Genomic DNA, 19673 nt, shown 5'->3' with positions numbered 1-19673 from the left:
CGCTTCTGGACCAGAAGGACCAAGCTGGCATAATTAAATGAATGAAGGAATGTAGAATAAGATAACGGCTGCAGATCCTCGTCATACTCCCGGTAGAAATAATCCTTCAGAAAACTATTCTCCGGCGGGGTTTGGCCTTTAGGGTCCAGAATCGCGTGTTTGGAGTCGTTGATGAAATAATACTCGTTGTATATATTAGTGCGGTCGTCGATATTCCACTTGTGGCGCCAACGGGTCATATACCTTTCAAACTCACTAGGCTGGCCTTGCGGCTGTTCAGTGTCGTTTTCATGGGTGTAATAAAATTTTAAGTCTCCGGTACCGAAATTATCGGTTTTATAATTGGCGCCGAACCCTTCGGCCCAGCCCAGCCGGTTGCGGTAATCAAGATAAACCCTGAAGGCGAGGTCATCAGAGACACGGAACCGGGTCGTCGACAAAAGATACGCCCCCCATTTCTTGCGGTACCCCGGAGACAGTTGCACTGTCATCGTCCGGTCTTTCAGGCTTTGGTTATAAAAAGGAAGCCAGGCTGCCGGCACTCCACCAAAGTATACGGTATCGGACTTGGTCTGGATCTTGTCCTCAGGAAATACCCTTACCTGCTTGGATTTTATCCGGTAATGCGGGTTGTCAAAGTTGCAGGAGGACGCGTATCCTTTAAGCGCGACAAATTCATTTTCGCTGATCCGCTCCAGCTTCTCGCCTTTGCCGTAATACGGATCGGACATAAACGTCGCATCCTGGACCGTGCCTACTTTGGTGTTAAAATTATAGACGATCTTCTCTCCGACCATCATACCCAGCATATCGTCGATGCGCACATGGCCTTCGGCGACCGCGTCCTTGGTCTGGGTATTAACGGTCAGCTTGTCGCAGCTTAACTTGGTCTTCTTGTATTCCACCCGGACGTTGCCCGAGGCGACAACCACCTTGTTCTCCGGGGAATACTCCACAGTATCGCCGTTGACGGTGATCGGCTGCTCGACAGGGTTATCCCGCCAATCGTCAAGCTGGCAGAATGCCGGCCCTGAGGCGAGGGCAATAACCCCGGCTGCCAGTAAAAGTATAACGCCTATCCTCTGATCAACAGCGATCGATCGGGTCATTTTTTGGGTATTTTTTTGTAATCCTCAAGGAACCTCTGCACGCCTATATCGGTCAGCGGGTGTTTGATCAACTGCTCGATGACCGCAAAAGGAATGGTCGCGATATCCGCGCCGATCTTCGCCGAATCCACCACGTGCACCGGATTGCGCACAGAGGCGACAATGATCTGGGTGGCGAAGCCGTAATTGCTGTATATCTGTTTAATATCCGCGATCAGCTCCATCCCGATCTGGCTGATATCGTCAAGCCTGCCGATGAACGGCGAGATGTAAGTCGCGCCGGCCTTGGCCGCTAAAAGCGCCTGGGACGCGGAAAAACACAGAGTCACGTTAGTCTTGATCTTGCGCTCGGATAATATCTTGACCGCCTTCAATCCTTCTTTGATCAATGGTATCTTGATCACGATATTATCGGCGATCTTAGCCAGTTCAACCGCTTCAGCGACCATGCCGCTCGCTTCCAGGCTGATCACCTCCGCGCTCACCGGGCCTTTGACCGCTGCGCAGATCTCCTTGAGGATATCCTGCGACGGACGGTTCTCCTTGGCGATCAGGCTGGGATTGGTAGTTACCCCGTCGATCACTCCCAGGCTCGCCGCCTCTTTTATCTGCGCCACATTGGCGGTATCGATGAATATTTTCATTTACGCTCCTTTAGACTATGGCGTTATATTGCAATTTTTTTATACCTGCGAATTGCCTCATAAAACATTTATTTGCAACATCATATCCTGTCGAGAGTTACATACAACGTCTACAGGCGGGGTGTTAGACGGATTCTTTGACCAGGAGCGCCGCGCCGATCATTCCGGCGTCAGAGCCTAATCTCGCTCTTACTATCTTCACATGTTTAGCCTGGACCACCATTGCCCGGGTAAGGATATTCTCTTTAACCTGATCAAAAATTATCCTGCCGGCATTCGCCACCCCTCCGCCGATAACAATGCAATCCGGGTTAAGCAGGTTAACGATGCCGGACAATACCACGCCCAGCCGCTGCGCCATCCGCTCCCAGATCAGGACCGCTTTTCTATTCTTCTTAGCGGATAACCTGCTTAATTCTTCCAGCGATATCTGCCTGCCGAATGCGCTTTTGGCATGGTTAAGCAGTTTTTTGTTGCCGATATACGCCTCAAGGCAGGCAAAACCCGAGCAATTGCAATCCGGGCCTTTTTCATTTACAGGCATATGCCCGATTTCTCCGGCGGAAAAAGTCGAACCGCGGTAAAGACGGTTATCAATAATGATGCCCCCGCCTACACCTGTCCCCAAGGTAATGCAGACCGCGTTGCGCATGCCTTTGGCAGCGCCCATCCGGGACTCAGCCAAAGCCATAAGATTCGCGTCATTGTCTATAAAAACAGGCAATTTGATCTTTTGTTCGAGGATCTTTTTTAGATAGACTTCTTTCCATCCCGGGATATTGGGGAAGAAATGCACCAGTCCTTTATCCGCGTCTATCGGTCCGGGCAGGCCTAAGCCTACGCCTAAAACAGCGGACTTGGCGCATTGATTGCTGGCGATGATCCGGGTTACCGCAAAGATGATCGCCTGAATAAGCCCGGACTTTTCATTAAAATCCGCGGTGCTCAAGACCAGGCGGTCTTTTATCTTGAAATCCGGGCCGACTAAAGCGACCTTCAGATTGGTCCCGCCAAGATCGATCCCGATTATGTATTTTTTTGACATAGCCACAAACGCTGAAATTAGCGCTGAATACGCGGGTTAGGGATAGAATTTACCAAATCATTGTATATTGCCGCGGCGTAATTTGCAAGTATTAATCTTGCGGATTATCCACGCAAACCTTATTCCTGCCGGATTCCTTGGCCCGGTATAAAGCCCGGTCAGCCTTATCGATCAATGCGCCCAGGTTATCGGCGTCCTTCGGAAATATGGAGATCCCGATGCTTATGGTAACATTAAGGTTTTCATCATAAGCCTTTATCAGCGACCCGTCCAGCGTCTTGCGGATACGCTCGGCGACGTATTGGGCGCCGTCGATATCTGTCTCCGGCAGGATAACGGTGAATTCCTCCCCCCCGTATCTGCCGACCAGGTCGATCTGGCGGATATTATCCCTTATCGTCTTAGATACAGCCAGCAATATAGCGTCCCCTACCAGGTGGCCGTATTTATCGTTAAAATCCTTGAAGCGGTCGATATCCAGCATCATACAGCACATCGGATAACCGAACTTTCGTGAACGCTCGATCTCTTCGTTGCTGCGCTCGAACCAGTACCTGCGGGTAAAAAGCCCGGTAAGGCTGTCCATAGTGGACAGTTCCTGGACCTTCTGATAAAGGATAGCCCGCTTGATCCCCAGGATGAACTGCTGGGCCAGGATATTGAATTTCTCCCGGTCCTTTTCTTTTATCCCTTTGGTCAAAAGATAGCCGATTCTTTTCGAGGCGATATTCAAAGGCAGGGCCGTATAATCGGCATAAGCGGAAAGCTCCGCCTCGCTCTGGATGAACTTACAGTCATCAAACCCCAGGTATTTCTTCACCTTCTCGGTAAATGCGGCAAAAACCTGTCCAGCCTCCAGGGTCTTGCAGATATCCTTGGTGATCTCATACAACGCCAGCGTCTCATCAAGCGCCTGCTTCAGCCGGGAATTATCCGCCTGCAGGAGCGAATAATCCGCGCGCAATCTTGCGCTCTCATTATTGATATTCTCATAATCCAGCATATCCCGGTTCAGGTTATTCTTCAAAACCCGTTTATGGAAGAAATACAGGAACACCGTCAACGCCGCGAGTATAATTACGCTTATCATAAGCTTTACCTGACCTGATTCCTGCCTTTTTGCTTGGCCTCGTACATCGCCTTATCCGCCTTCATTATCAATTCTATCTCATCCGAGGTGTCCTCAAGGAAAGTGGCGACCCCGACGGAAACCGTGACATTCGTATCCTGCCTGCGTAAAGTTATCCTGGCGGTTTCTACTGCCCGGCGCAAAGCCTCCGCCGCCTGCAGCGCCTGTTCCTTGGAGCATCCCGGCAGGACCACGCAAAATTCCTCGCCGCCGAAGCGGCTGACCACCACCCCGCGCTCCGTCATATGGCCGGTGATCACCCGGCAGATATTGGTCAAAACGATATCCCCGGCGGCGTGGCCGAATTTATCGTTGTAATCTTTAAAATGGTCGATATCGAGCATTAATAATGAGAACGGCCGGTTATGGCGGATGCTTCTCTTGCATTCCACCTTCAAAAGCTCCATAAAATGGCCTTTGGTGAACACGCCGGTAAGCCCGTCGTGTATGGCCAGGTCTTCGGTCCTCTGGTAAAGTTCGCCGTTCTCCAGGGCCAAAGCGCCCAGGTCGCAAATACTCACCAGGAAACGCAGGTCGTCCTGGGAATAGAATTTTGGCTTAGGGTAATCCAATCGCAGGATCCCCAGGAATTTGTTCCCGCTGACCAAAGGCGCGCTGATCAATGAGCCGACCGGGCGGTCGTTCTCTTTCCTGAACTTGTTCAGGTCAAAACGGAAATCCTGGCTTATATCCTCGATAAACAGGGGGCTGGTATGCCGCAGGACCCAATGGTCGAAGATATCGCCCTGCTTGGTCTTGATGATCATCCGCTTATCTTCTTTCTTTGTCTTGAAGAGGCTGAGGTAATGGCTTTGTTTGTCGACTACGTATAAGACGCAGTTGCCCCGGCTGCGGCCGACATAAGAAAAAGCGCTCTCGCTCAAATTCTCGGCTATGGATTCCATGGTCAGGCTGGTATTTATCTCTTCGATGACTTTTTTCAGGTTGGAATAACGCCGGATCTTTTCGCGTAAAGCCACCTGGTTCTGCAGCTCGCGGGAATTATCGTAGCTCTGGAGGTTGATCTCTTCCTGGGATGACTGGCGGCGATACTGGATAAAAGCGTTCTTTACGCCGTGCTTATGCAGGAGATACGCAAAAACAACCGCGTTGATGAGGTAAAAAACGAATAATAACAGGAATGGACGCGGGCAGAAAACGGAAGCAAAGTATATCGGGACGGCCAGGTAAGCGGAAATGAATATTACAGCGTAAACCGGTTTGCGGCGGGGTCTTTTTTTAAGGAAAGTAACCCGGGCCAAAAGCCCGGCCCATACTTTCTTGATCATAATTTTACGGCCGTTGGGGTTCGCTCTTAAACTATCGTCTCTTCGGTTTCTTTATCGAAAAAGTGCACCTTGCTCATATCAAAAACCATATCGATATCCGCGTTCACCTTGGGCCGGTTATGCGCGCCTACCCTGGCGATAAAGGTGTGCTTGCCGGTGTTCAGGTAAAGATAGACCTCCGAGCCCATAGGCTCGACCACCTCGCAGCTGACCCGGACCACGTTCTCCGGAGGCGCCTCGGAAACGAACAGTTTATCGTAGATATCCTCCGAGCGTATGCCGAAGACTATCTCCTTGCCGATATACGGCGCGAGCTTGCTGGTCATCTCGTCCACCAGTTTGACCTGGATCTTCCCTTCGGAGAAATAAATGCGGCTGTTCTTTTTGATGATCTGGCCGTTCATAAAGTTCATCGGCGGAGAGCCGATGAAGCCGGCGACGAATTTATTCTTCGGATGGTCATAAATAGTTATCGGGTCGGCTACCTGCTGGATCACGCCGCCTTTCATTACGGTAACCCGGTCGCCCATGGTCATTGCCTCGACCTGGTCGTGGGTAACGTAAATGATGGTGGTCTGCAAACGGGTATGCAGCTTATGGATCTCGGTGCGCATCTGAACGCGCATCTTGGCGTCCAGGTTGCTCAACGGCTCGTCAAAAAGAAAGACCATCGGCTTGCGCACGATCGCCCTGCCCACAGCCACCCTCTGCCGCTCGCCGCCCGACAGTTCGCGCGGCTTGCGCCCTAAAAGATGCCTTATCCCCAAGATATCGGCCGCGTCATTTACCCGCTGGGAGATCTCGCTTTTTGGAAATTTCTTCAGTTTAAGGCCGAAGGCCATATTCTCAAAAACCGACATATGCGGGTAAAGCGCGTAGTTCTGGAAGACCATGGCGATGTCGCGGTCTTTTGCCGGGACGTCATTGACCCTTTTGTTGCCGATAAAGATATCGCCTTCGGTGGATTCTTCCAGGCCGGCGATCATCCGCAGGGTCGTGGATTTGCCACAGCCCGACGGCCCGACCAAAACCATGAACTCCTTGTTCTCGATCCCCAGGTTTACCTTATTTACGACTTTGGTATTATTGGGAAATATCTTGCTGACATCTTTTAGACTGACTTGTGCCATTTAATTACTCCGATCTTTAATTCCGGGTTTGTAACCTATTCATTCACATAGCGTTTCAAGGCCCAATCTTGAAATACTAACATAATCAGGATAAATAGTCAAGCAATTGGCATAATGTCGTTTTCAGGTCCTTGCGGTTGACGATCATATCCACAAAACCGTGCTCCATCAAAAATTCCGAGCGTTGGAAGCCCGCAGGCAGTTTCTGGCGGATAGTCTGCTCGATGACCCTCGGCCCGGCGAACCCGATCAAAGCCCTTGGCTCGGCTATGGTAATATCCCCGATTCCGGCGAAAGACGCCATAACCCCGCCCATTGTGGGGTCGGTGAGTATGGAGATGAACGGCAAATTGTGTTTATGATGATACTGGAGCGCGGCGCAGGTCTTGGCCATCTGCATCAGGCTGTACATCCCCTCGTACATCCTGGCCCCGCCGCCCGAGCCGGAAATGATGATGATCGGCCATTTATTCTTGGTCGCCGCCTCTACCGCCCGGGAGATCTTCTCGCCGACCACCGAACCCATTGAGCCCATTATGAAATTCGAGTCGGTTACCGCGACGGCGGTCTTCTTCCCGCCGATAAATCCATCCCCGGTGACCACCGCGTCCTTTAAGCCGGTGGCTGCCTGATCGGAAGCAAGTTTATCCTTGTAAGTCTTAAGGCCTTTGAATTCCAGAGGGTCGGCGGATTCCATATTCACGTCATATTCCAGAAAAGAGTCCGTGTCAAAAAGCATCTTTATCCTGGCCCTGGCGCTTATGGGAAAATGGTAATTGCACTTCGGGCAAACGTTGAAATTCTCTTCCAGGGTCTTTGAATAAAGGGTCTCCCCGCATCCGGCGCATTTCTCCCACAGGCCGTCAGGGATCTCCTTCTTTTTGACCCGGACTATCGTATATTTAGGTTTCCCGAATAATGCCATGCTTACGCCCCATGCTGATTGACCACAAGGCCTGAGAGGACCTTGGGATAAAAATATGTGGACTTGGGCGGCATCCTCTCGCCATTAAGGGCCACGGAGACTATCTGCTCAATCCTGGTCGGGTTAAGCAGGAACGCAACGCAGGAATTGTCATTATTCACCTGGTTGATCAATTCATCGGTATTGGCGCTGAAGGATATCGCGGATCTATCGTCCAGTTGCAGCTTCATCGCGTTTTCCAGTATAAGCGCGTTCAATATTGCCACATCCAGGCAGCGGTACTGCGCCGGCTTATCGGCGATCATCTTGTCCAGGACCCGGATATTTTTCAGGCGCAGAAGCCAGTAATTGGCGCCGTTGTAAACCCCGATGGCGTGCTCAGCCTGGCCGGCCTTTTCCAGCATAAAAAAGAATTTCGTCTTGTCTTTTATTTCTTCAGCGTAAAAATATTCGTTGAGCCTTAAGATCAATTTAGGCATGTCGGGCTTAGACGGGAGTTTAACCAGCCGGTGGATCGGCAGGACCGTTAACCCCAAGGAATCCATATTGGTGAAATAGGCCATGACGTAATTGAAGCCCTCTTCGCCGGTAAGACCGGGATTTTTCTTGCGCATCTCATCGCGGTAAGCGCAGGCCACCTCGTAACGATGGTGGCCGTCGGCGATAAAAAGATTCTCATCCGCGAGCTTGGCCTGGATCTTTTCCAGGAGTCCCGGATCATCGACCCGCCAAAGCTTGTGCACGGTCTTCTCATCGTCTGTAATATCTATAAAAGGCTTATTGTTCAGGGAAAAAGGCTTGAGGCTCTGCTGGATGACCCGTTTTTTGTCGGCGATGACCACAAATATCGGGCTGAGGTTGGCTTTTACCTGGCGGATCAGCCGTAAACGGTCCTCTTTGGGCTCCAAATGGGTATGCTCGTGCTTAAAAACCGGGGATTTGTCGTCTTCCAGCTTAAGCAAGGCCAGAAAACCCAGGCGGGTCTTGGTCTCGCCCTTGATCGAATACTGCTGGCTGTAAAGATACAGGCTGGGTTTTTCATCTGCCACCAGGATATTCTTCTTCAGCCATTCCCGGAAAAGATTTCCGGCGGCCGCGTATTTGTCCCCGGATGCCTGGTCCATGCCCAACTCAAGATGAATAAGGTTATACGGGCTGCGCTCATGCAGTGCTTTCTGTTTTTGGCTGGAGATAATATCGTACGGCGGGCAAACCACCCCGGCCGGGTCTTTCACTTTATCCTGGTTATAAACCACTGCCTTGAACGGTATTATCTTAGTCATCAGAGAATCTTACCTCCAATCAAGCTGCCTAAAAAAGAGCCTGTAAGGTCAATAAACAGGTCGAATACAGAACATTCCCTTCCCGGCACGAACAGCTGGTGCAGTTCATCGCTCACAGCGTAAAGCCCGGAAAATACAAGCGTAACCAGAAGCATCCTGGCAAAAACAAGCCTGGGGCAGGTATTTTTTACCGCCCTTAAGAAAAGTAAGGCTAAATTTCCATATATAATACCATGAAACAGTATATCTTGAAAGTGAAATAACTCCGGGACCTCTTTGCCGGACATCGAAGAAGCGTAAAAAATAATGTACATACAGGCCGCTACCGGCAGCCACAGCCAAACAAACCTTAGCCAGGAATTATTCTTTATGCTTGCAGCCATTACAACCTTCTTTGGCTTTAGGGCAGGTATTTTCCTGGCTGGGCTTGGCGGTAGAAGCAGCTGCCGAGGATTTCTTATAATCAGTGGCGTAGAAACCCGAGCCCTTAAAGATTATTCCTGAGCCTGAACCGATCAGCCTTTTTACCTTGCCTTTGCACTTAGGGCACTGTTTAAAGACCTTATCGGTCATCTTCTGAAAAACCTCGAATACCCCGCATTTCGCGCATTCATAGTCGTATGTCGGCATCTATTCCCCTTATCTGAACGTTTTCTTTATCCTGTCGCCGAAGCTCTCTTTACCGGTATTTTCTCCGGAAAGCCGGGCGAATTCTTCGATCAATCGCCTCTGCTCCGCGGTCAAATTGGATGGGATATCCACAATGACCCTGACCAGTTCGTCTCCGACATCCCTTCCATGCACATCAGGGACGCCTTTTTCCTTGAGACGAAAGATCTTGCCGCTTTGCGTGCCCGCCGGTATCCGCATATCCGCTTTACCGGTAAGGGTGGGGACTATTACATCCCCCCCTAATATAGCCTTGCTTAAACTGACCTTTATCTCAGTAAGTATATCGTTATTATGCCGTTCAAAAACCGGATGACGATGGACTTCAATGACCACATACAGGTCGCCGCGGGACGATGATCCCGCCTCCCCTTCGCCGCGCACCCGTAAGTTGGACCCGGTATCCACGCCTGCGGGTATCTTTACCTTGATATTGCGGGTAACCTTTTGCCGGCCTTCGCCGTGGCATTCAGGGCAAGGGGTCTGGATGATCGAGCCTTCGCCCCGGCAACGCGGGCAGGTCTGGGCCATTTGAAAGAAACCGCTGGATACCACTACCTGGCCTGATCCACGGCATTGAGAACAAACGGTCTTTTTTGTACCCGGCTTAGCCCCGCTTCCGCTGCAAACAGCGCAAAGCTCATAGCGCGGAACGGTAATATGCTTTTCCACTCCGGCTGCGGCCTCTTCCAGGGTGATCTCCACGGTTATTTCCAGGTCGCGGCCCCTGCTGCGTCCCCTGCCGCTTGAGCGCTGCCTGCCTCCGCCGCCGAAAATATCAAATCCCAGGTCGCTGAAAATATCCTCAAAAATACCGGCGCCGCCGCCCGAACCGCCGAATATAGAGCTGAAATCCGCGCCCTTGAAAATATCCTCCTGGGCGTATTTCTGGTCAATGCCGGCGTGGCCGTATTGATCGTACAGCGAGCGTTTTTGGGTATCGGAAAGGACAGCATAAGCCTCGGATATCTCCTTGAATTTCTCTTCCGCGGCTTTTTTCTGTTCTGCGGGAACACGATCCGGATGGAATTTCATCGCCAGTTGGCGGTAAGTTTTCTTTATCTCGTCGATAGAGGCGCTCTTACTCACCCCCAGTATCTCGTAGTAATCTCTTTTAGCAGCCATATATTTTCAAGACCCGGTCTTGTAAACGCTTGGCGTATCACGCGTTACAAGACCGGGTCTTACGATGTTTATTTTTCTTCTTTAAAATCAGCGTCGATGATCTCTTCATCTTTCGCTTTGTTTTCCTGCTTCGGCTCATCTGCGGCCTGGCTTGCTCCCTGCTGACCTTGATCAGGGCCGGCTTGCCCGCCTGCCTGCTGCTGTTGCTTGGCAGCCGCCTGCTTGTATATCTCTTCAGCCAGTTTATGCGAGACCTTGGTCAATTCCTCCATATTCTTCTTGATCCGCTCAACATTCTTGTCTTTGATCGCGGTCTTCAGGTCATTGAGCTTGGCCTCTATCTCGCCTCTTTCTGCGGCGCTTACCTTATCGCCGTAGTCCTTGAGCGATTTTTCCGTGGCATAAGCAAGGGTGTCAGCTTGATTGATCACTTCCACTTCTTCCTTGCGCTTGGTATCCTCAGCGGCGAATTTCTCCGCCTCTTTGACCATCTTCTCGATCTCTTCTTTAGAGAGCTTCTTAGGCGCGGTGATCCTGATGGACTGCTCCTTGCCCGTGCCCAGGTCCTTGGCGGATACATGCACAATTCCATTGGCGTCGATATCGAAACCAACCTCGATCTGCGGTACGCCCCGCGCAGCCGCAGGAATGCCGACAAGGTCGAACCTTCCTAATTCCACGTTGCCTTCGGCGTCAGCCATAGGGCGCTCGCCCTGGATGACCCGGATAGTTACCGCGGTCTGATTGTCCGCCGCTGTGGAGAATATCTGGCTCTTCTTGGTCGGTATGGTAGTATTGCGTTCGATCAATTTGGTATTGACCCCTCCCATTGTTTCAATACCCAGGGACAACGGGGTAACATCCAGAAGAAGCACGTCTTTCATCTCGCCTTTGATGATCGAGGCCTGGACAGCCGCGCCCATAGCCACGCATTCCATCGGGTCGATCCCGCGCTCGATCTTTTTACCCACGTAATCCTCGACGAATTTCTGGACAATAGGCATACGGGTCGGTCCGCCGACCAAAATGACCTTGTCGACGTCATTAGGCGTAAGCTTGGCGTCTTTGATCGCCTCTTCCATGGGCTTACGGCAGCGCTCGATTATCGGACCAACCAGCTCGTCGAGTTTCGCCCGGTTGATGCTCATGGTCAAATGCTTCGGGCCCGATGCGTCGGCGGTGATGAACGGAAGATTGATATCCGTGGTCAGGCTGGATGACAATTCGATCTTCGCCTTTTCCGCGCCCTCCTTCAAACGCATCATTGCCATTTTGTCGTTGCGCAAATTGATCCCGCTTTCTTTCATAAACTGGCTGGCGATATGCTCGATCAGCACATTATCCATATCCGTGCCGCCCAATTGAGTATCGCCGTGGGTGGACTTGACTTCAAAAACGCCCTGGGCCATTTCCATGACCGTGACGTCCAGCGTACCTCCCCCAAGGTCGAAAACCATGATCCTCTGTTCTTTCTGCGATTTTTCCAAACCGTAGGCAAGGCAGGCCGCCGTGGGTTCGTTAACGATCCTCAGCACCTTTAACCCGGCAATCTCGCCGGCGTCCTTGGTCGCCTGACGCTGGTTATCGTCAAAATACGCGGGGCAGGTTATTACAGCCTCTTCCACCTTGTCCCCAAGATATGCCTCAGCGTCTTCTTTTATCTTTTGCAGAATAAAAGCGGATATCTGCTGGGGCGTGTATTCCTTGCCGAAGACCTTGAACCTGTAGTCCTGGCCCATTTTTCTCTTGGCGGCGTAAATAGTCCCTTCCGCGTTTATGGCCGACTGCCGACGCGCAGGTTCGCCCACCAACCTCTGGTTATCTTTGGTAAATGCCACATACGAAGGGAATGCCTTGCCCGAAGCAACGCCCGCCCCTTCAGCAGATGGTATGATCACCGGCCTTCCGGCTTCCATTACTGACGCCGCCGAATTTGATGTCCCTAAGTCGATACCTATTACTTTTGCCATTTTTCACCTCTCAAATTTGTCCCGCGCGAGCAGGATAAAATCGGCTCCGGACCCGCCATTACCATAGTGGCGGTTGTAGAGCCAATATCGTTTATTTTTTATTTTCCTCTTTTTCTTTAGCCGCGGGGTTTTTGGAAACCTTTACCTTCGCGGTCCGCAGGACCTTCCCGTTCAACAAATAGCCTTTTTGCAGTTCTTCAACTACCGTGTTCTCCGGCCAATCGCCGCTTTCCACCTGCATCAATGCCTCGTGAAAATTAGGATCGAATATCTTGCCGGAGGCGTCGATCGCCGCAACCCCGTTTTTCTTCATCAGGTCATGGATATGGGCGAGGATCATCTCAACGCCTTTCATAAAAGCGGTAAAATCCTCGTGTTTGCCCTGGGAAAGCTCCAGGCTGCGTTCAAGATCATCGGTAATATTCAACAAACTGCAAAGCAGGTCGTCGTTGGCGTAACGCAACAACTCCAAACGGTCGCGCTCCCAGCGTTTGCGGGTATTCTCGAAATCCGCCTGCAGTCTCAAAAACTTATCCCAGTTCTCTTGGGCCTTCGCCGCTTCTTCCTTCAAACGGTTGAACTCCGCCTCATTGACCTCAATAATTTTTTCGGCGCATTCACCGGGTTGCGGCTGCACGTCATTTTTCTTTTGCGATTCGTGGTTCTTTTTGTTTTCCATCAGTTTAGAACTCCTCCAGGATATTGTTCAGCGCATCTGAAACAAATTCCAGGGTTGAAACAGTCTGTTCGTAGCTCATGCGGCGCGGGCCCAGGACTGCGATCCGGCCGTTCTGCTTTTTGCCTTTATGATAAGTCGAGACCACCAGGGAACAGGAATCGCCGATAAAAGGACAGGCCATCTCCGTTCCTATATATACCTGCAGCGGCTTATTCCCCTCTTTGTTCAGGATATCCAGGAGCTGTTTCTTCTCCTCCAGGAGCCTGACCAGCACCGCCAGTTTCTCCAGATCATGAAATTCCTGATGCTGAAATATATTGCTCAACCCCTTGTAGAAGATCTTATCTTCCCAGTCCGAGAATGAAACAATCGCTGTGTAATGGGTAAGCGAAGCGATTATCTCCGAGGTCTTTTCCAGAATATTCTCCAATGTACCGTGCTGAGAGCGGTATTCGCTTAAGATACCGTTCTTCTGCGCGTCGGGGAGCTGGTTCTGGGCCATCAGGAAATCCACATAATAGCGGTACCCTTTATCCGTGGGAACCTTGCCGGATGAGGTATACGGATGAAACAGATAACCCGCATCTTCCAGTTCAGCCAGAATAAGCCGCATTGTAGCCGAGCTTAAACCAAAAGCCTTAGCCAGTTCCTGGGAACTGACCGGCTGGCCGCTGGAAATATAAGAGCAGACCGTAGCCGCCAAAACCTTGTTTTTCCTGTTTGTGTGATCAACCGTCCTTACCATAACCTTGCCATTTTAGCACAATACTTCACACTGTCAATAACCAAATACCATAACAACCTAAAGCACTTACATCTTGAAACTCACCTCCTTCTGCGTCTTTATTAGCACTTAGGCCTAGAGAGTGCTAATAAAAAGTCAAAAAAATTTTAATCCTTGTTTTCGATCTCAAGGATTATTTTTATTCCGCGGATATTCACCTGTTTTTCTTCCATAAGATAATGCACGTATTCCAGCCTTTTCATATCCTTTAATGAATAGAGCCTGCTCTTCCTTCCGATCCGCTTCGGGCAAACTACCCCGGCTTTATCCAATTGCCTCAAAGTCCATACCGGCAGATCCACCAGTTTACTAACCACGCTGATCACATAAACCGGCTCGTCAGGGCTGATAAAAATATCAAAATTCGGCATACCCCTTCTCCCTTATTCCATCTACAGCCTAAATATAACACAATATAATTATTTTGTCAAGATAAATTAATAGAATTTGTTAGATATTCTCACACTTCAAGACCCGGTCTTGCAACATATTGTAGCTATTATGTTTACGAGATCGGGTCTTGAAAAGAAATTATCTCGATATCTTTATCTTGGGCTATTTTACGGCTAAGGATCTTGGGCAGGCTAAGCTCGATCTTGATCTTCTTTTGCTGGTATTGAATTTCTTTAACTTTGGCTTGTTTGTAAAACAGGTTCACCAGATCCATCCTGTTATGCGGGATCTTTATGGTCAAAGACTCCATCCTGCTGCCAAAAGCTTCAGAGATCTTAGCCAGAAGCAGATTTATATTTTCCCCGGATATGGCGCTGATGGTAACCGCGTTCGTAAAACTATCTCCCAACCGGCCAAGCCAGGTTTTATCCTCCAATTGATCGATCTTATTCAAAGCGACGATCATCGGCTTGTTGTCCGCAGCCATATGTATAAGGACATCGCTGACCGCCTTAGCGCGCTCAAACACCTTCGGGTGGCTGGCGTCCAGGACATGGATCAAAAGATCCGCCTCCATCACCTCTTCCAGCGTCGCCTTGAACGCCTCGATCAGATGATGCGGAAGCTCATGCAGGAAACCTACGGTATCCGAGATAATGATATGTTCGCCACCGGGCAACGTAAGACTTTTGGATAATGGATCAAGGGTGGTGAATAATTTATCCTGGACCAGTTGTCCGGCGCAAGTAAGCGCATTCAAAAGCGTGGATTTACCGGCATTGGTATACCCGACAAGCGCCACCGTGGGGACCTGGTTTTCTTTCCGGCGCTTGCGCATATTCTGGCGGTGCAAACTAAGATGCTTTAGGTCATCTTTGAGCTTTTCGATCCGGGCGCGTATCCTGCGCCGGTCAATTTCCAGCTTTGTTTCTCCTGGCCCGCTGGTGCCGATGCCTCCGCCCTGCCGGGAAAGGATCAATCCCTTACCGATCAGCCTGGGCATCAAATACTGCAGTTGGGCTAATTCCACCTGCGTCTTGCCTTCAGGACTTTTGGCGTGATGGGCGAAAATATCCAGGATAAGCTGCGTGCGGTCAATGGTCTTTTTGCCGATCACCTCTTCCAGGTTCCTTTGCTGGGTCCCGGAAAGGTCGTGGCTGAAGATCACTGTGTCCGATCCTGTTTCCTGCGCTATCAAAGAGATCTCCTCGGCCTTGCCGCTGCCGATAAAAAGATTGGCGCTGGGCCGGTCGATCAGACATGTAACATTCTCGGTAATCTGCACTCCCGTGGAGCCGGCAAGCTCTTCCAGCTCCGCGGCCAGATCCTCGATCGGCCAGTCATCCTTATTCGAATATAATTTTACGCTGACTAATAAAGCTTTCTCCATAATATAAAACCCCCATATGACACTTCCGCGGCTGGGTCGGGGACACTTTCCTCTTTAATTCCTACCCGGTTTTCCGATCAGATCCAGAAGCGTTCCTGCTTTGGTGAACCAGACGATCCTTTTATCTTTCCGGAACCAGGTCATCTGCCTGCGGGCATATTTCCTGGTATTCTTCTTTATCAGCGTTTTGGCCTCTTGCAAACCGTATTCTCCGTTCAGATAACCCTTAACTTCCTTTATGCCTATGGCCATAGCAGCAGTTCTGCTCAACCGCGCCTTTAACAGTTTTTTAACTTCTTTAACCAGGCCCTGCCTGAACATCCTGTCCACCCGCAGGTCAATGCGCTTATCCAATTCCTCTCGCGGCATATCCAGGCAGAAGATGCGGATATCATATTCGCCACTCAGGCCTTTCCGTTCAGCCTGCATCCGCGATATCGGTTTTCCACTGACTTTAAATACTTCCAGCGCCCGGATTATTCTTTTAGCGTCGTTAGGATGGATCCTGGCGGCGGCCTGCGGATCAGCCTTTAACAGGTCGGCGTAAAGCTTCCGGCTGCCATATTTCTGCGCCTGCTTATACAATATTTTGCGCAAAGCGCGGTCTTCTGTTTTGACCTCGAATATGCCGTCTACCATTACCGACATATATAAGCCGCTGCCCCCCACAAAAAAAGGGGTTTTGCCCTTTTTTACGATCCCGCAGACCATTTTCATCGCCTGGCTGCGGTATCTGGAAACATTGTATTCGCATGAGGGATTGACAACGTCGATCAGATGATGGGGCACTTTTTTCCGTATGCCGGCCGGCGGTTTGGATGTAAGTATATCCATGCCCTTGTACACCTGCATGGAATCGCAAGAAATGATCTCGGCGTTTATCTTTTTCGCCAGCGATGCCGCCAGGTCAGTCTTGCCCGCGGCGGTCGGGCCGACCAGAAATATCAGTTTAGTCCGCATAAGATCAAGGATGGATTTTAGTGGGATAACCTTCCAGGATAAGCCTTCTTTCCAGGTCCTTTGCCTGCGGGCGGCTGGGCAATTTGCCGACCTTTACCTTGTATATATCCTTGTTCCGGGAAACCGAATCCTCTATATACGCCGAATACCCCTTGCGCCTAAGGTCCGCGGCCAGGCGCAGGGCATTGGCCCGGGTGGAAAACGCTCCGACCTGTACCGTATAAGTAAAGCCCTTGTCATTTGCCGCCGGCACGGCGACCTCGGTTTTCATCGGTTTAGGCAGGGAGGTAACGTCCACTTTTCCCAGGCATTCCGGGCTGTGCGGAAATTCAGCCTTAAGCTTTTCCAGATACGCTTTTTCCTGCAAAGGGTTGCCCAGCTTACCCGCTATCTGGCTTAAGCGGTAATACAGCCCGGCCTTGTATTTCGTCCTCTCGGCCGAAGCAAGCAGCCCGCTATAGATCCCTTCGGCTTTTAAATAATCCCCCTTAACGAAATACGCGTCGCCCAGGCCGATGTGGCTGGCCTCCCTGAACCGGCTGTCTCGGAATTCGCGAATGATTATCTCGAATATATCCGAGGCGCGCAGGTAATTGCCCTGTTTTAGGTAGCTCAAGCCCAAAAGATAATACAGCTCATCCAGGTTCGGTTCATTCGAGCGGGCATAAGACAAAAGCCTTTCCCCCTCCTTAATTCCCGCCTGGTAATCGGCGTTCAATAAACACGCTTTCATTTTTTCCAGATCAAGGGCATAAACGCCGCTCAATGGGATCACGCATAACAACCCCGCTGCCGCCAATAAAAAGATCAGTTTATTTTTTCGCATTTCTCCCTTTTGATATTTTTCTTTGCAGGTCCAGGATCAATTTATGCCTGCGCTCTTTTTCGGTTTTATCCACGTCATCCGCCCATCCGAACGCCTCGCTTTGGGGGCGCGGGGAATATTTGAAGATATACGCGCTGTCAAACCCCACATCCTCCATCAGATTGTACGTCGCCTTAAAATCGCCCTCGGTCTCTGAGCTGAACCCCACTATTATATCGGTGCTTAAAAGTCCGTCTTTGATTATCTTTCGGTAATCATCGACCAGTCCCAGGTAGAATTTACTGGTATACCCCCGATTCATCCGCTCCAAAAGTTTATCCGATCCTGATTGCACCGGCAGATGCAGGTATTTTTTCAATTTATCGCAATCCGCCATTGCCTTAAATAAGCGGGCTGACGTATCCCTGGGATGCGAGGTTACAAAGCTGAATTCTTTTAAACCCTTGATCCGGTTGACCTCATTGATCAAACCGATGAAATCCACATCCCCGTGTTCATAGGCATTGACGTTCTGTCCCAGCAGGGTTATCCGGGATATCCCCTTGTCCACAGCCTGATGGATCTCTTTGAGTATATCGCGATGGCCGCGGTTATGCAACCGACCGCGGACATAAGGGACTATGCAATACGAGCAATAGTTCGAGCAACCTTCGGAGATGACCACATATGCGTGCTCCTTATCCTCATAAAACCCGGTATGATATATCTCTTCCGGCCGGACCTGGCCGTCGGTCTCCCAGATCTTACGGTCATACAAGCCGTGAGATACAGGGGCAGTCCCCGCCTTGGCATTACCCGATACGCGACGCACAGAGGCCTGTCCCTGAAATAATGTCTCAATTATTTCCGGTATTTTAGCGATATCCGAAGGCCCGACCACAAAATCCACATATTCCGACCGCTCAAAAACAGATTCTTTATAATTCTGGGCCATACATCCAACCAAACCGACAATGGGGACAGTCCCCGCCTTGGCATTGCCCGATACTCGGCGCACAGGGGCCTGTTTCCCAGCATGTTCCTTACGCTTGGCCTTCTTGGCGATATTGCCTATTTCCGACCAGACCTTATCCTCGGCGTGCTGCCTGACCGAGCAGGTATTGAATATGACCACATCCGCCTGATCCGGCTCGGCGACGATCCTATACCCCCTTGTTTTCAACAGGCCGCAGATCACCTCCGAGTCGCGGACGTTCATCTGGCAGCCGTATGTGCAAAGAGAAAATTTATTTCTTGTTATCAATTTATTAACCATATCGTTAGATGAATTTTTGTGTCCCGGCGCTTACTTCCATTTCTTTGTCTCGGCAAGTATCCTGTCAATCATCCGCTCCAGCAGCGCATTGAACTGGCCCGGGTCTTCCAGCATGATGAAATGGCCGTGTCCTTTCATCAGCGCCATCTCGTATGACGGCACAAACTTTTTGTTGCCGGCTACATTGGTCGGCCATAAATCGGCGTTGACGCTTTTTAGCGGCACTTTCAGATCTTTGATCAATTCCTGGGCAGACACCTTGAAATATTCCTTCATCGAGCTCAACGCCACCTCCTGCGGAGCCGATGACATATCCAGGGCGATGGCATCGACCAAATCTTTATCGGCGTTGACCGGAAACATGCTGCGGACAAACTCCTGCACCTTCGGCACGAAATCCGCGGCTATCGGCTCATAAATACTGTTCTTCACTTCATCCGGATACACCATACCCAGGTCCTCAAGGGTGTCGACCCCGACCAGGCCGGCCACTCTTTCTGGCGAGATCTTTGCCGTATACAGGATAACCTCTCCTCCCATGGAATGCCCAATCAGCACCGCTTCCTTTACATCAAGCTGCCGCAATACTGCAGCCACGTCCTGACCGAATGCTTCCGTGGTATAAACCTTCCTGCCGAAACCGGAATTGCCGTGTCCGGCAAGGTCCACTGTGATCACCCGGTATTTCCTCGAAAAATACGGGATTTGATTGTGCCAGTAGCGGCTGTCGCAGCTCCACCCGTGCACAAAAACCACGGCTGGATCATTTGCCTGGCCGTACACCGCGTAGGCAATCGGCACCTTGTCCGCTGAAAGAGCGCTGGCAATCGGCTGCGTGCGCGCAGAAGGCTCACAACCGCATGCGCAAAAAACTATGACAAAAACCGGAATAATATACCGCGCTAAACTAACCATATGCGTTCACTCCGTTTATACAATTTGGATGGCTCTATTTATCGACTCAACCATTTGGATCAGAATCACTTAACATCATCAAAATACCCAAAATCGTATCGCGCCACTTACACCAATGGTCCGCCAAGAGTCTTTACGGATACCATCCTGATG

General features: G+C 50.6%; 20 protein-coding genes. All 20 read right to left on the bottom strand.

Annotated elements, in window-relative coordinates; translation table 11 throughout:
• A partial coding sequence (gene lptC, locus M0R35_04045) for an LPS export ABC transporter periplasmic protein LptC (protein ID MCK9594829.1) occupies window positions 1-1109 on the bottom strand: 1109 nt, incomplete at its 3' end.
• Window positions 1106-1753, bottom strand: a complete 648-nt coding sequence (fsa, locus tag M0R35_04040) for a fructose-6-phosphate aldolase (GenBank protein ID MCK9594828.1) — start codon at window positions 1751-1753, stop codon at window positions 1106-1108. The genes fsa and lptC, both read right to left, overlap by 4 nt.
• Window positions 1754-1877: 124 nt before the next feature.
• Complete coding sequence (locus tag M0R35_04035) at window positions 1878-2798, bottom strand: ROK family protein (protein MCK9594827.1); 921 nt, start codon at window positions 2796-2798, stop codon at window positions 1878-1880.
• Between the two features lie 91 nt (window positions 2799-2889).
• Window positions 2890-3888 carry a GGDEF domain-containing protein gene (locus tag M0R35_04030; GenBank protein ID MCK9594826.1) on the bottom strand — a complete coding sequence of 333 codons (999 nt, stop codon included), beginning with the start codon at window positions 3886-3888 and terminating at the stop codon, window positions 2890-2892.
• A 5-nt stretch (window positions 3889-3893) separates the two neighbouring features.
• On the bottom strand, window positions 3894-5216 hold the full coding sequence (locus M0R35_04025) for a sensor domain-containing diguanylate cyclase (protein MCK9594825.1): 1323 nt from the start codon (window positions 5214-5216) through the stop codon (window positions 3894-3896).
• A 26-nt stretch (window positions 5217-5242) separates the two neighbouring features.
• Complete coding sequence (gene ugpC, locus M0R35_04020; GenBank protein MCK9594824.1) at window positions 5243-6346, bottom strand: sn-glycerol-3-phosphate ABC transporter ATP-binding protein UgpC; 1104 nt, start codon at window positions 6344-6346, stop codon at window positions 5243-5245.
• 85 nt (window positions 6347-6431) lie between these two features.
• Window positions 6432-7271, bottom strand: coding sequence for an acetyl-CoA carboxylase, carboxyltransferase subunit beta (gene accD, locus M0R35_04015; GenBank protein ID MCK9594823.1), 840 nt, complete (start codon window positions 7269-7271; stop codon window positions 6432-6434).
• Window positions 7272-7273: 2 nt separating this feature from the next.
• Window positions 7274-8554, bottom strand: coding sequence for a DUF1015 domain-containing protein (locus M0R35_04010; GenBank protein MCK9594822.1), 1281 nt, complete (start codon window positions 8552-8554; stop codon window positions 7274-7276).
• Window positions 8554-8937 carry a VanZ family protein gene (locus M0R35_04005; GenBank protein MCK9594821.1) on the bottom strand — a complete coding sequence of 128 codons (384 nt, stop codon included), beginning with the start codon at window positions 8935-8937 and terminating at the stop codon, window positions 8554-8556. Before M0R35_04005 ends, M0R35_04010 begins: the two co-directional genes overlap by 1 nt.
• Window positions 8915-9184, bottom strand: coding sequence for a zinc ribbon domain-containing protein (locus M0R35_04000; protein ID MCK9594820.1), 270 nt, complete (start codon window positions 9182-9184; stop codon window positions 8915-8917). The genes M0R35_04005 and M0R35_04000 overlap by 23 nt, the downstream gene beginning before the upstream one ends.
• Before the next feature lie 9 nt (window positions 9185-9193).
• Complete coding sequence (gene dnaJ / locus M0R35_03995; protein ID MCK9594819.1) at window positions 9194-10348, bottom strand: molecular chaperone DnaJ; 1155 nt, start codon at window positions 10346-10348, stop codon at window positions 9194-9196.
• Window positions 10349-10416: 68 nt separating this feature from the next.
• On the bottom strand, window positions 10417-12318 hold the full coding sequence (gene dnaK / locus M0R35_03990) for a molecular chaperone DnaK (GenBank protein ID MCK9594818.1): 1902 nt from the start codon (window positions 12316-12318) through the stop codon (window positions 10417-10419).
• Window positions 12319-12409: 91 nt separating this feature from the next.
• Window positions 12410-12997 (bottom strand): nucleotide exchange factor GrpE, encoded by a 588-nt coding sequence (gene grpE / locus M0R35_03985; GenBank protein MCK9594817.1) that lies wholly within the window; start codon window positions 12995-12997, stop codon window positions 12410-12412.
• A 4-nt stretch (window positions 12998-13001) separates the two neighbouring features.
• Window positions 13002-13742: a hypothetical protein gene (locus tag M0R35_03980; GenBank protein ID MCK9594816.1), complete on the bottom strand. Its 741-nt coding sequence runs from the start codon at window positions 13740-13742 to the stop codon at window positions 13002-13004.
• Window positions 13743-13888: 146 nt separating this feature from the next.
• Window positions 13889-14152, bottom strand: coding sequence for a MerR family transcriptional regulator (locus M0R35_03975; GenBank protein MCK9594815.1), 264 nt, complete (start codon window positions 14150-14152; stop codon window positions 13889-13891).
• Between the two features lie 134 nt (window positions 14153-14286).
• Window positions 14287-15564, bottom strand: a complete 1278-nt coding sequence (gene hflX, locus M0R35_03970; protein MCK9594814.1) for a GTPase HflX — start codon at window positions 15562-15564, stop codon at window positions 14287-14289.
• Window positions 15565-15618: 54 nt separating this feature from the next.
• Window positions 15619-16524, bottom strand: a complete 906-nt coding sequence (gene miaA, locus M0R35_03965; protein ID MCK9594813.1) for a tRNA (adenosine(37)-N6)-dimethylallyltransferase MiaA — start codon at window positions 16522-16524, stop codon at window positions 15619-15621.
• Window positions 16525-16528: 4 nt separating this feature from the next.
• Window positions 16529-17350, bottom strand: coding sequence for an SPOR domain-containing protein (locus tag M0R35_03960; protein ID MCK9594812.1), 822 nt, complete (start codon window positions 17348-17350; stop codon window positions 16529-16531).
• Window positions 17337-18605, bottom strand: coding sequence for a MiaB/RimO family radical SAM methylthiotransferase (locus M0R35_03955; protein MCK9594811.1), 1269 nt, complete (start codon window positions 18603-18605; stop codon window positions 17337-17339). The genes M0R35_03960 and M0R35_03955 overlap by 14 nt, the downstream gene beginning before the upstream one ends.
• A 30-nt stretch (window positions 18606-18635) precedes the next feature.
• Entirely contained in the window at window positions 18636-19520 is an 885-nt protein-coding gene (locus M0R35_03950; GenBank protein ID MCK9594810.1) for an alpha/beta hydrolase, read from the bottom strand.
• Window positions 19521-19673: the final 153 nt, after the last annotated feature.

The organism is Candidatus Omnitrophota bacterium (assembly GCA_023227985.1).
Lineage (GTDB): Bacteria > Omnitrophota > Gorgyraeia > Gygaellales > Profunditerraquicolaceae > JALOCB01.
The sequence above is the reverse complement of the archived record's forward strand: the minus strand, read 5'-3'. Positions and strand labels throughout refer to the sequence as shown.

Excerpts from the sequence above, each read along its gene's own strand:
- dnaK (MCK9594818.1), bottom strand. The coding sequence starts at position 12,318 with ATGGCAAAAGTAATAGGTATCGACTTAGGGACATCAAATTCGGCGGCG.
- hflX (MCK9594814.1), bottom strand. The coding sequence starts at position 15,564 with ATGGAGAAAGCTTTATTAGTCAGCGTAAAATTATATTCGAATAAGGAT.
- M0R35_03950 (MCK9594810.1), bottom strand. The coding sequence starts at position 19,520 with ATGGTTAGTTTAGCGCGGTATATTATTCCGGTTTTTGTCATAGTTTTT.
- accD (MCK9594823.1), bottom strand. The coding sequence starts at position 7,271 with ATGGCATTATTCGGGAAACCTAAATATACGATAGTCCGGGTCAAAAAG.
- ugpC (MCK9594824.1), bottom strand. The coding sequence starts at position 6,346 with ATGGCACAAGTCAGTCTAAAAGATGTCAGCAAGATATTTCCCAATAAT.
- dnaJ (MCK9594819.1), bottom strand. The coding sequence starts at position 10,348 with ATGGCTGCTAAAAGAGATTACTACGAGATACTGGGGGTGAGTAAGAGC.
- grpE (MCK9594817.1), bottom strand. The coding sequence starts at position 12,997 with ATGGAAAACAAAAAGAACCACGAATCGCAAAAGAAAAATGACGTGCAG.
- M0R35_04030 (MCK9594826.1), bottom strand. The coding sequence starts at position 3,888 with ATGATAAGCGTAATTATACTCGCGGCGTTGACGGTGTTCCTGTATTTC.
- M0R35_03955 (MCK9594811.1), bottom strand. The coding sequence starts at position 18,605 with ATGGTTAATAAATTGATAACAAGAAATAAATTTTCTCTTTGCACATAC.
- M0R35_04035 (MCK9594827.1), bottom strand. The coding sequence starts at position 2,798 with ATGTCAAAAAAATACATAATCGGGATCGATCTTGGCGGGACCAATCTG.
- M0R35_03960 (MCK9594812.1), bottom strand. The coding sequence starts at position 17,350 with ATGCGAAAAAATAAACTGATCTTTTTATTGGCGGCAGCGGGGTTGTTA.
- fsa (MCK9594828.1), bottom strand. The coding sequence starts at position 1,753 with ATGAAAATATTCATCGATACCGCCAATGTGGCGCAGATAAAAGAGGCG.
- M0R35_04025 (MCK9594825.1), bottom strand. The coding sequence starts at position 5,216 with ATGATCAAGAAAGTATGGGCCGGGCTTTTGGCCCGGGTTACTTTCCTT.
- M0R35_03975 (MCK9594815.1), bottom strand. The coding sequence starts at position 14,152 with ATGCCGAATTTTGATATTTTTATCAGCCCTGACGAGCCGGTTTATGTG.
- M0R35_04005 (MCK9594821.1), bottom strand. The coding sequence starts at position 8,937 with ATGGCTGCAAGCATAAAGAATAATTCCTGGCTAAGGTTTGTTTGGCTG.
- M0R35_03980 (MCK9594816.1), bottom strand. The coding sequence starts at position 13,742 with ATGGTAAGGACGGTTGATCACACAAACAGGAAAAACAAGGTTTTGGCG.
- M0R35_04000 (MCK9594820.1), bottom strand. The coding sequence starts at position 9,184 with ATGCCGACATACGACTATGAATGCGCGAAATGCGGGGTATTCGAGGTT.
- miaA (MCK9594813.1), bottom strand. The coding sequence starts at position 16,524 with ATGCGGACTAAACTGATATTTCTGGTCGGCCCGACCGCCGCGGGCAAG.
- M0R35_04010 (MCK9594822.1), bottom strand. The coding sequence starts at position 8,554 with ATGACTAAGATAATACCGTTCAAGGCAGTGGTTTATAACCAGGATAAA.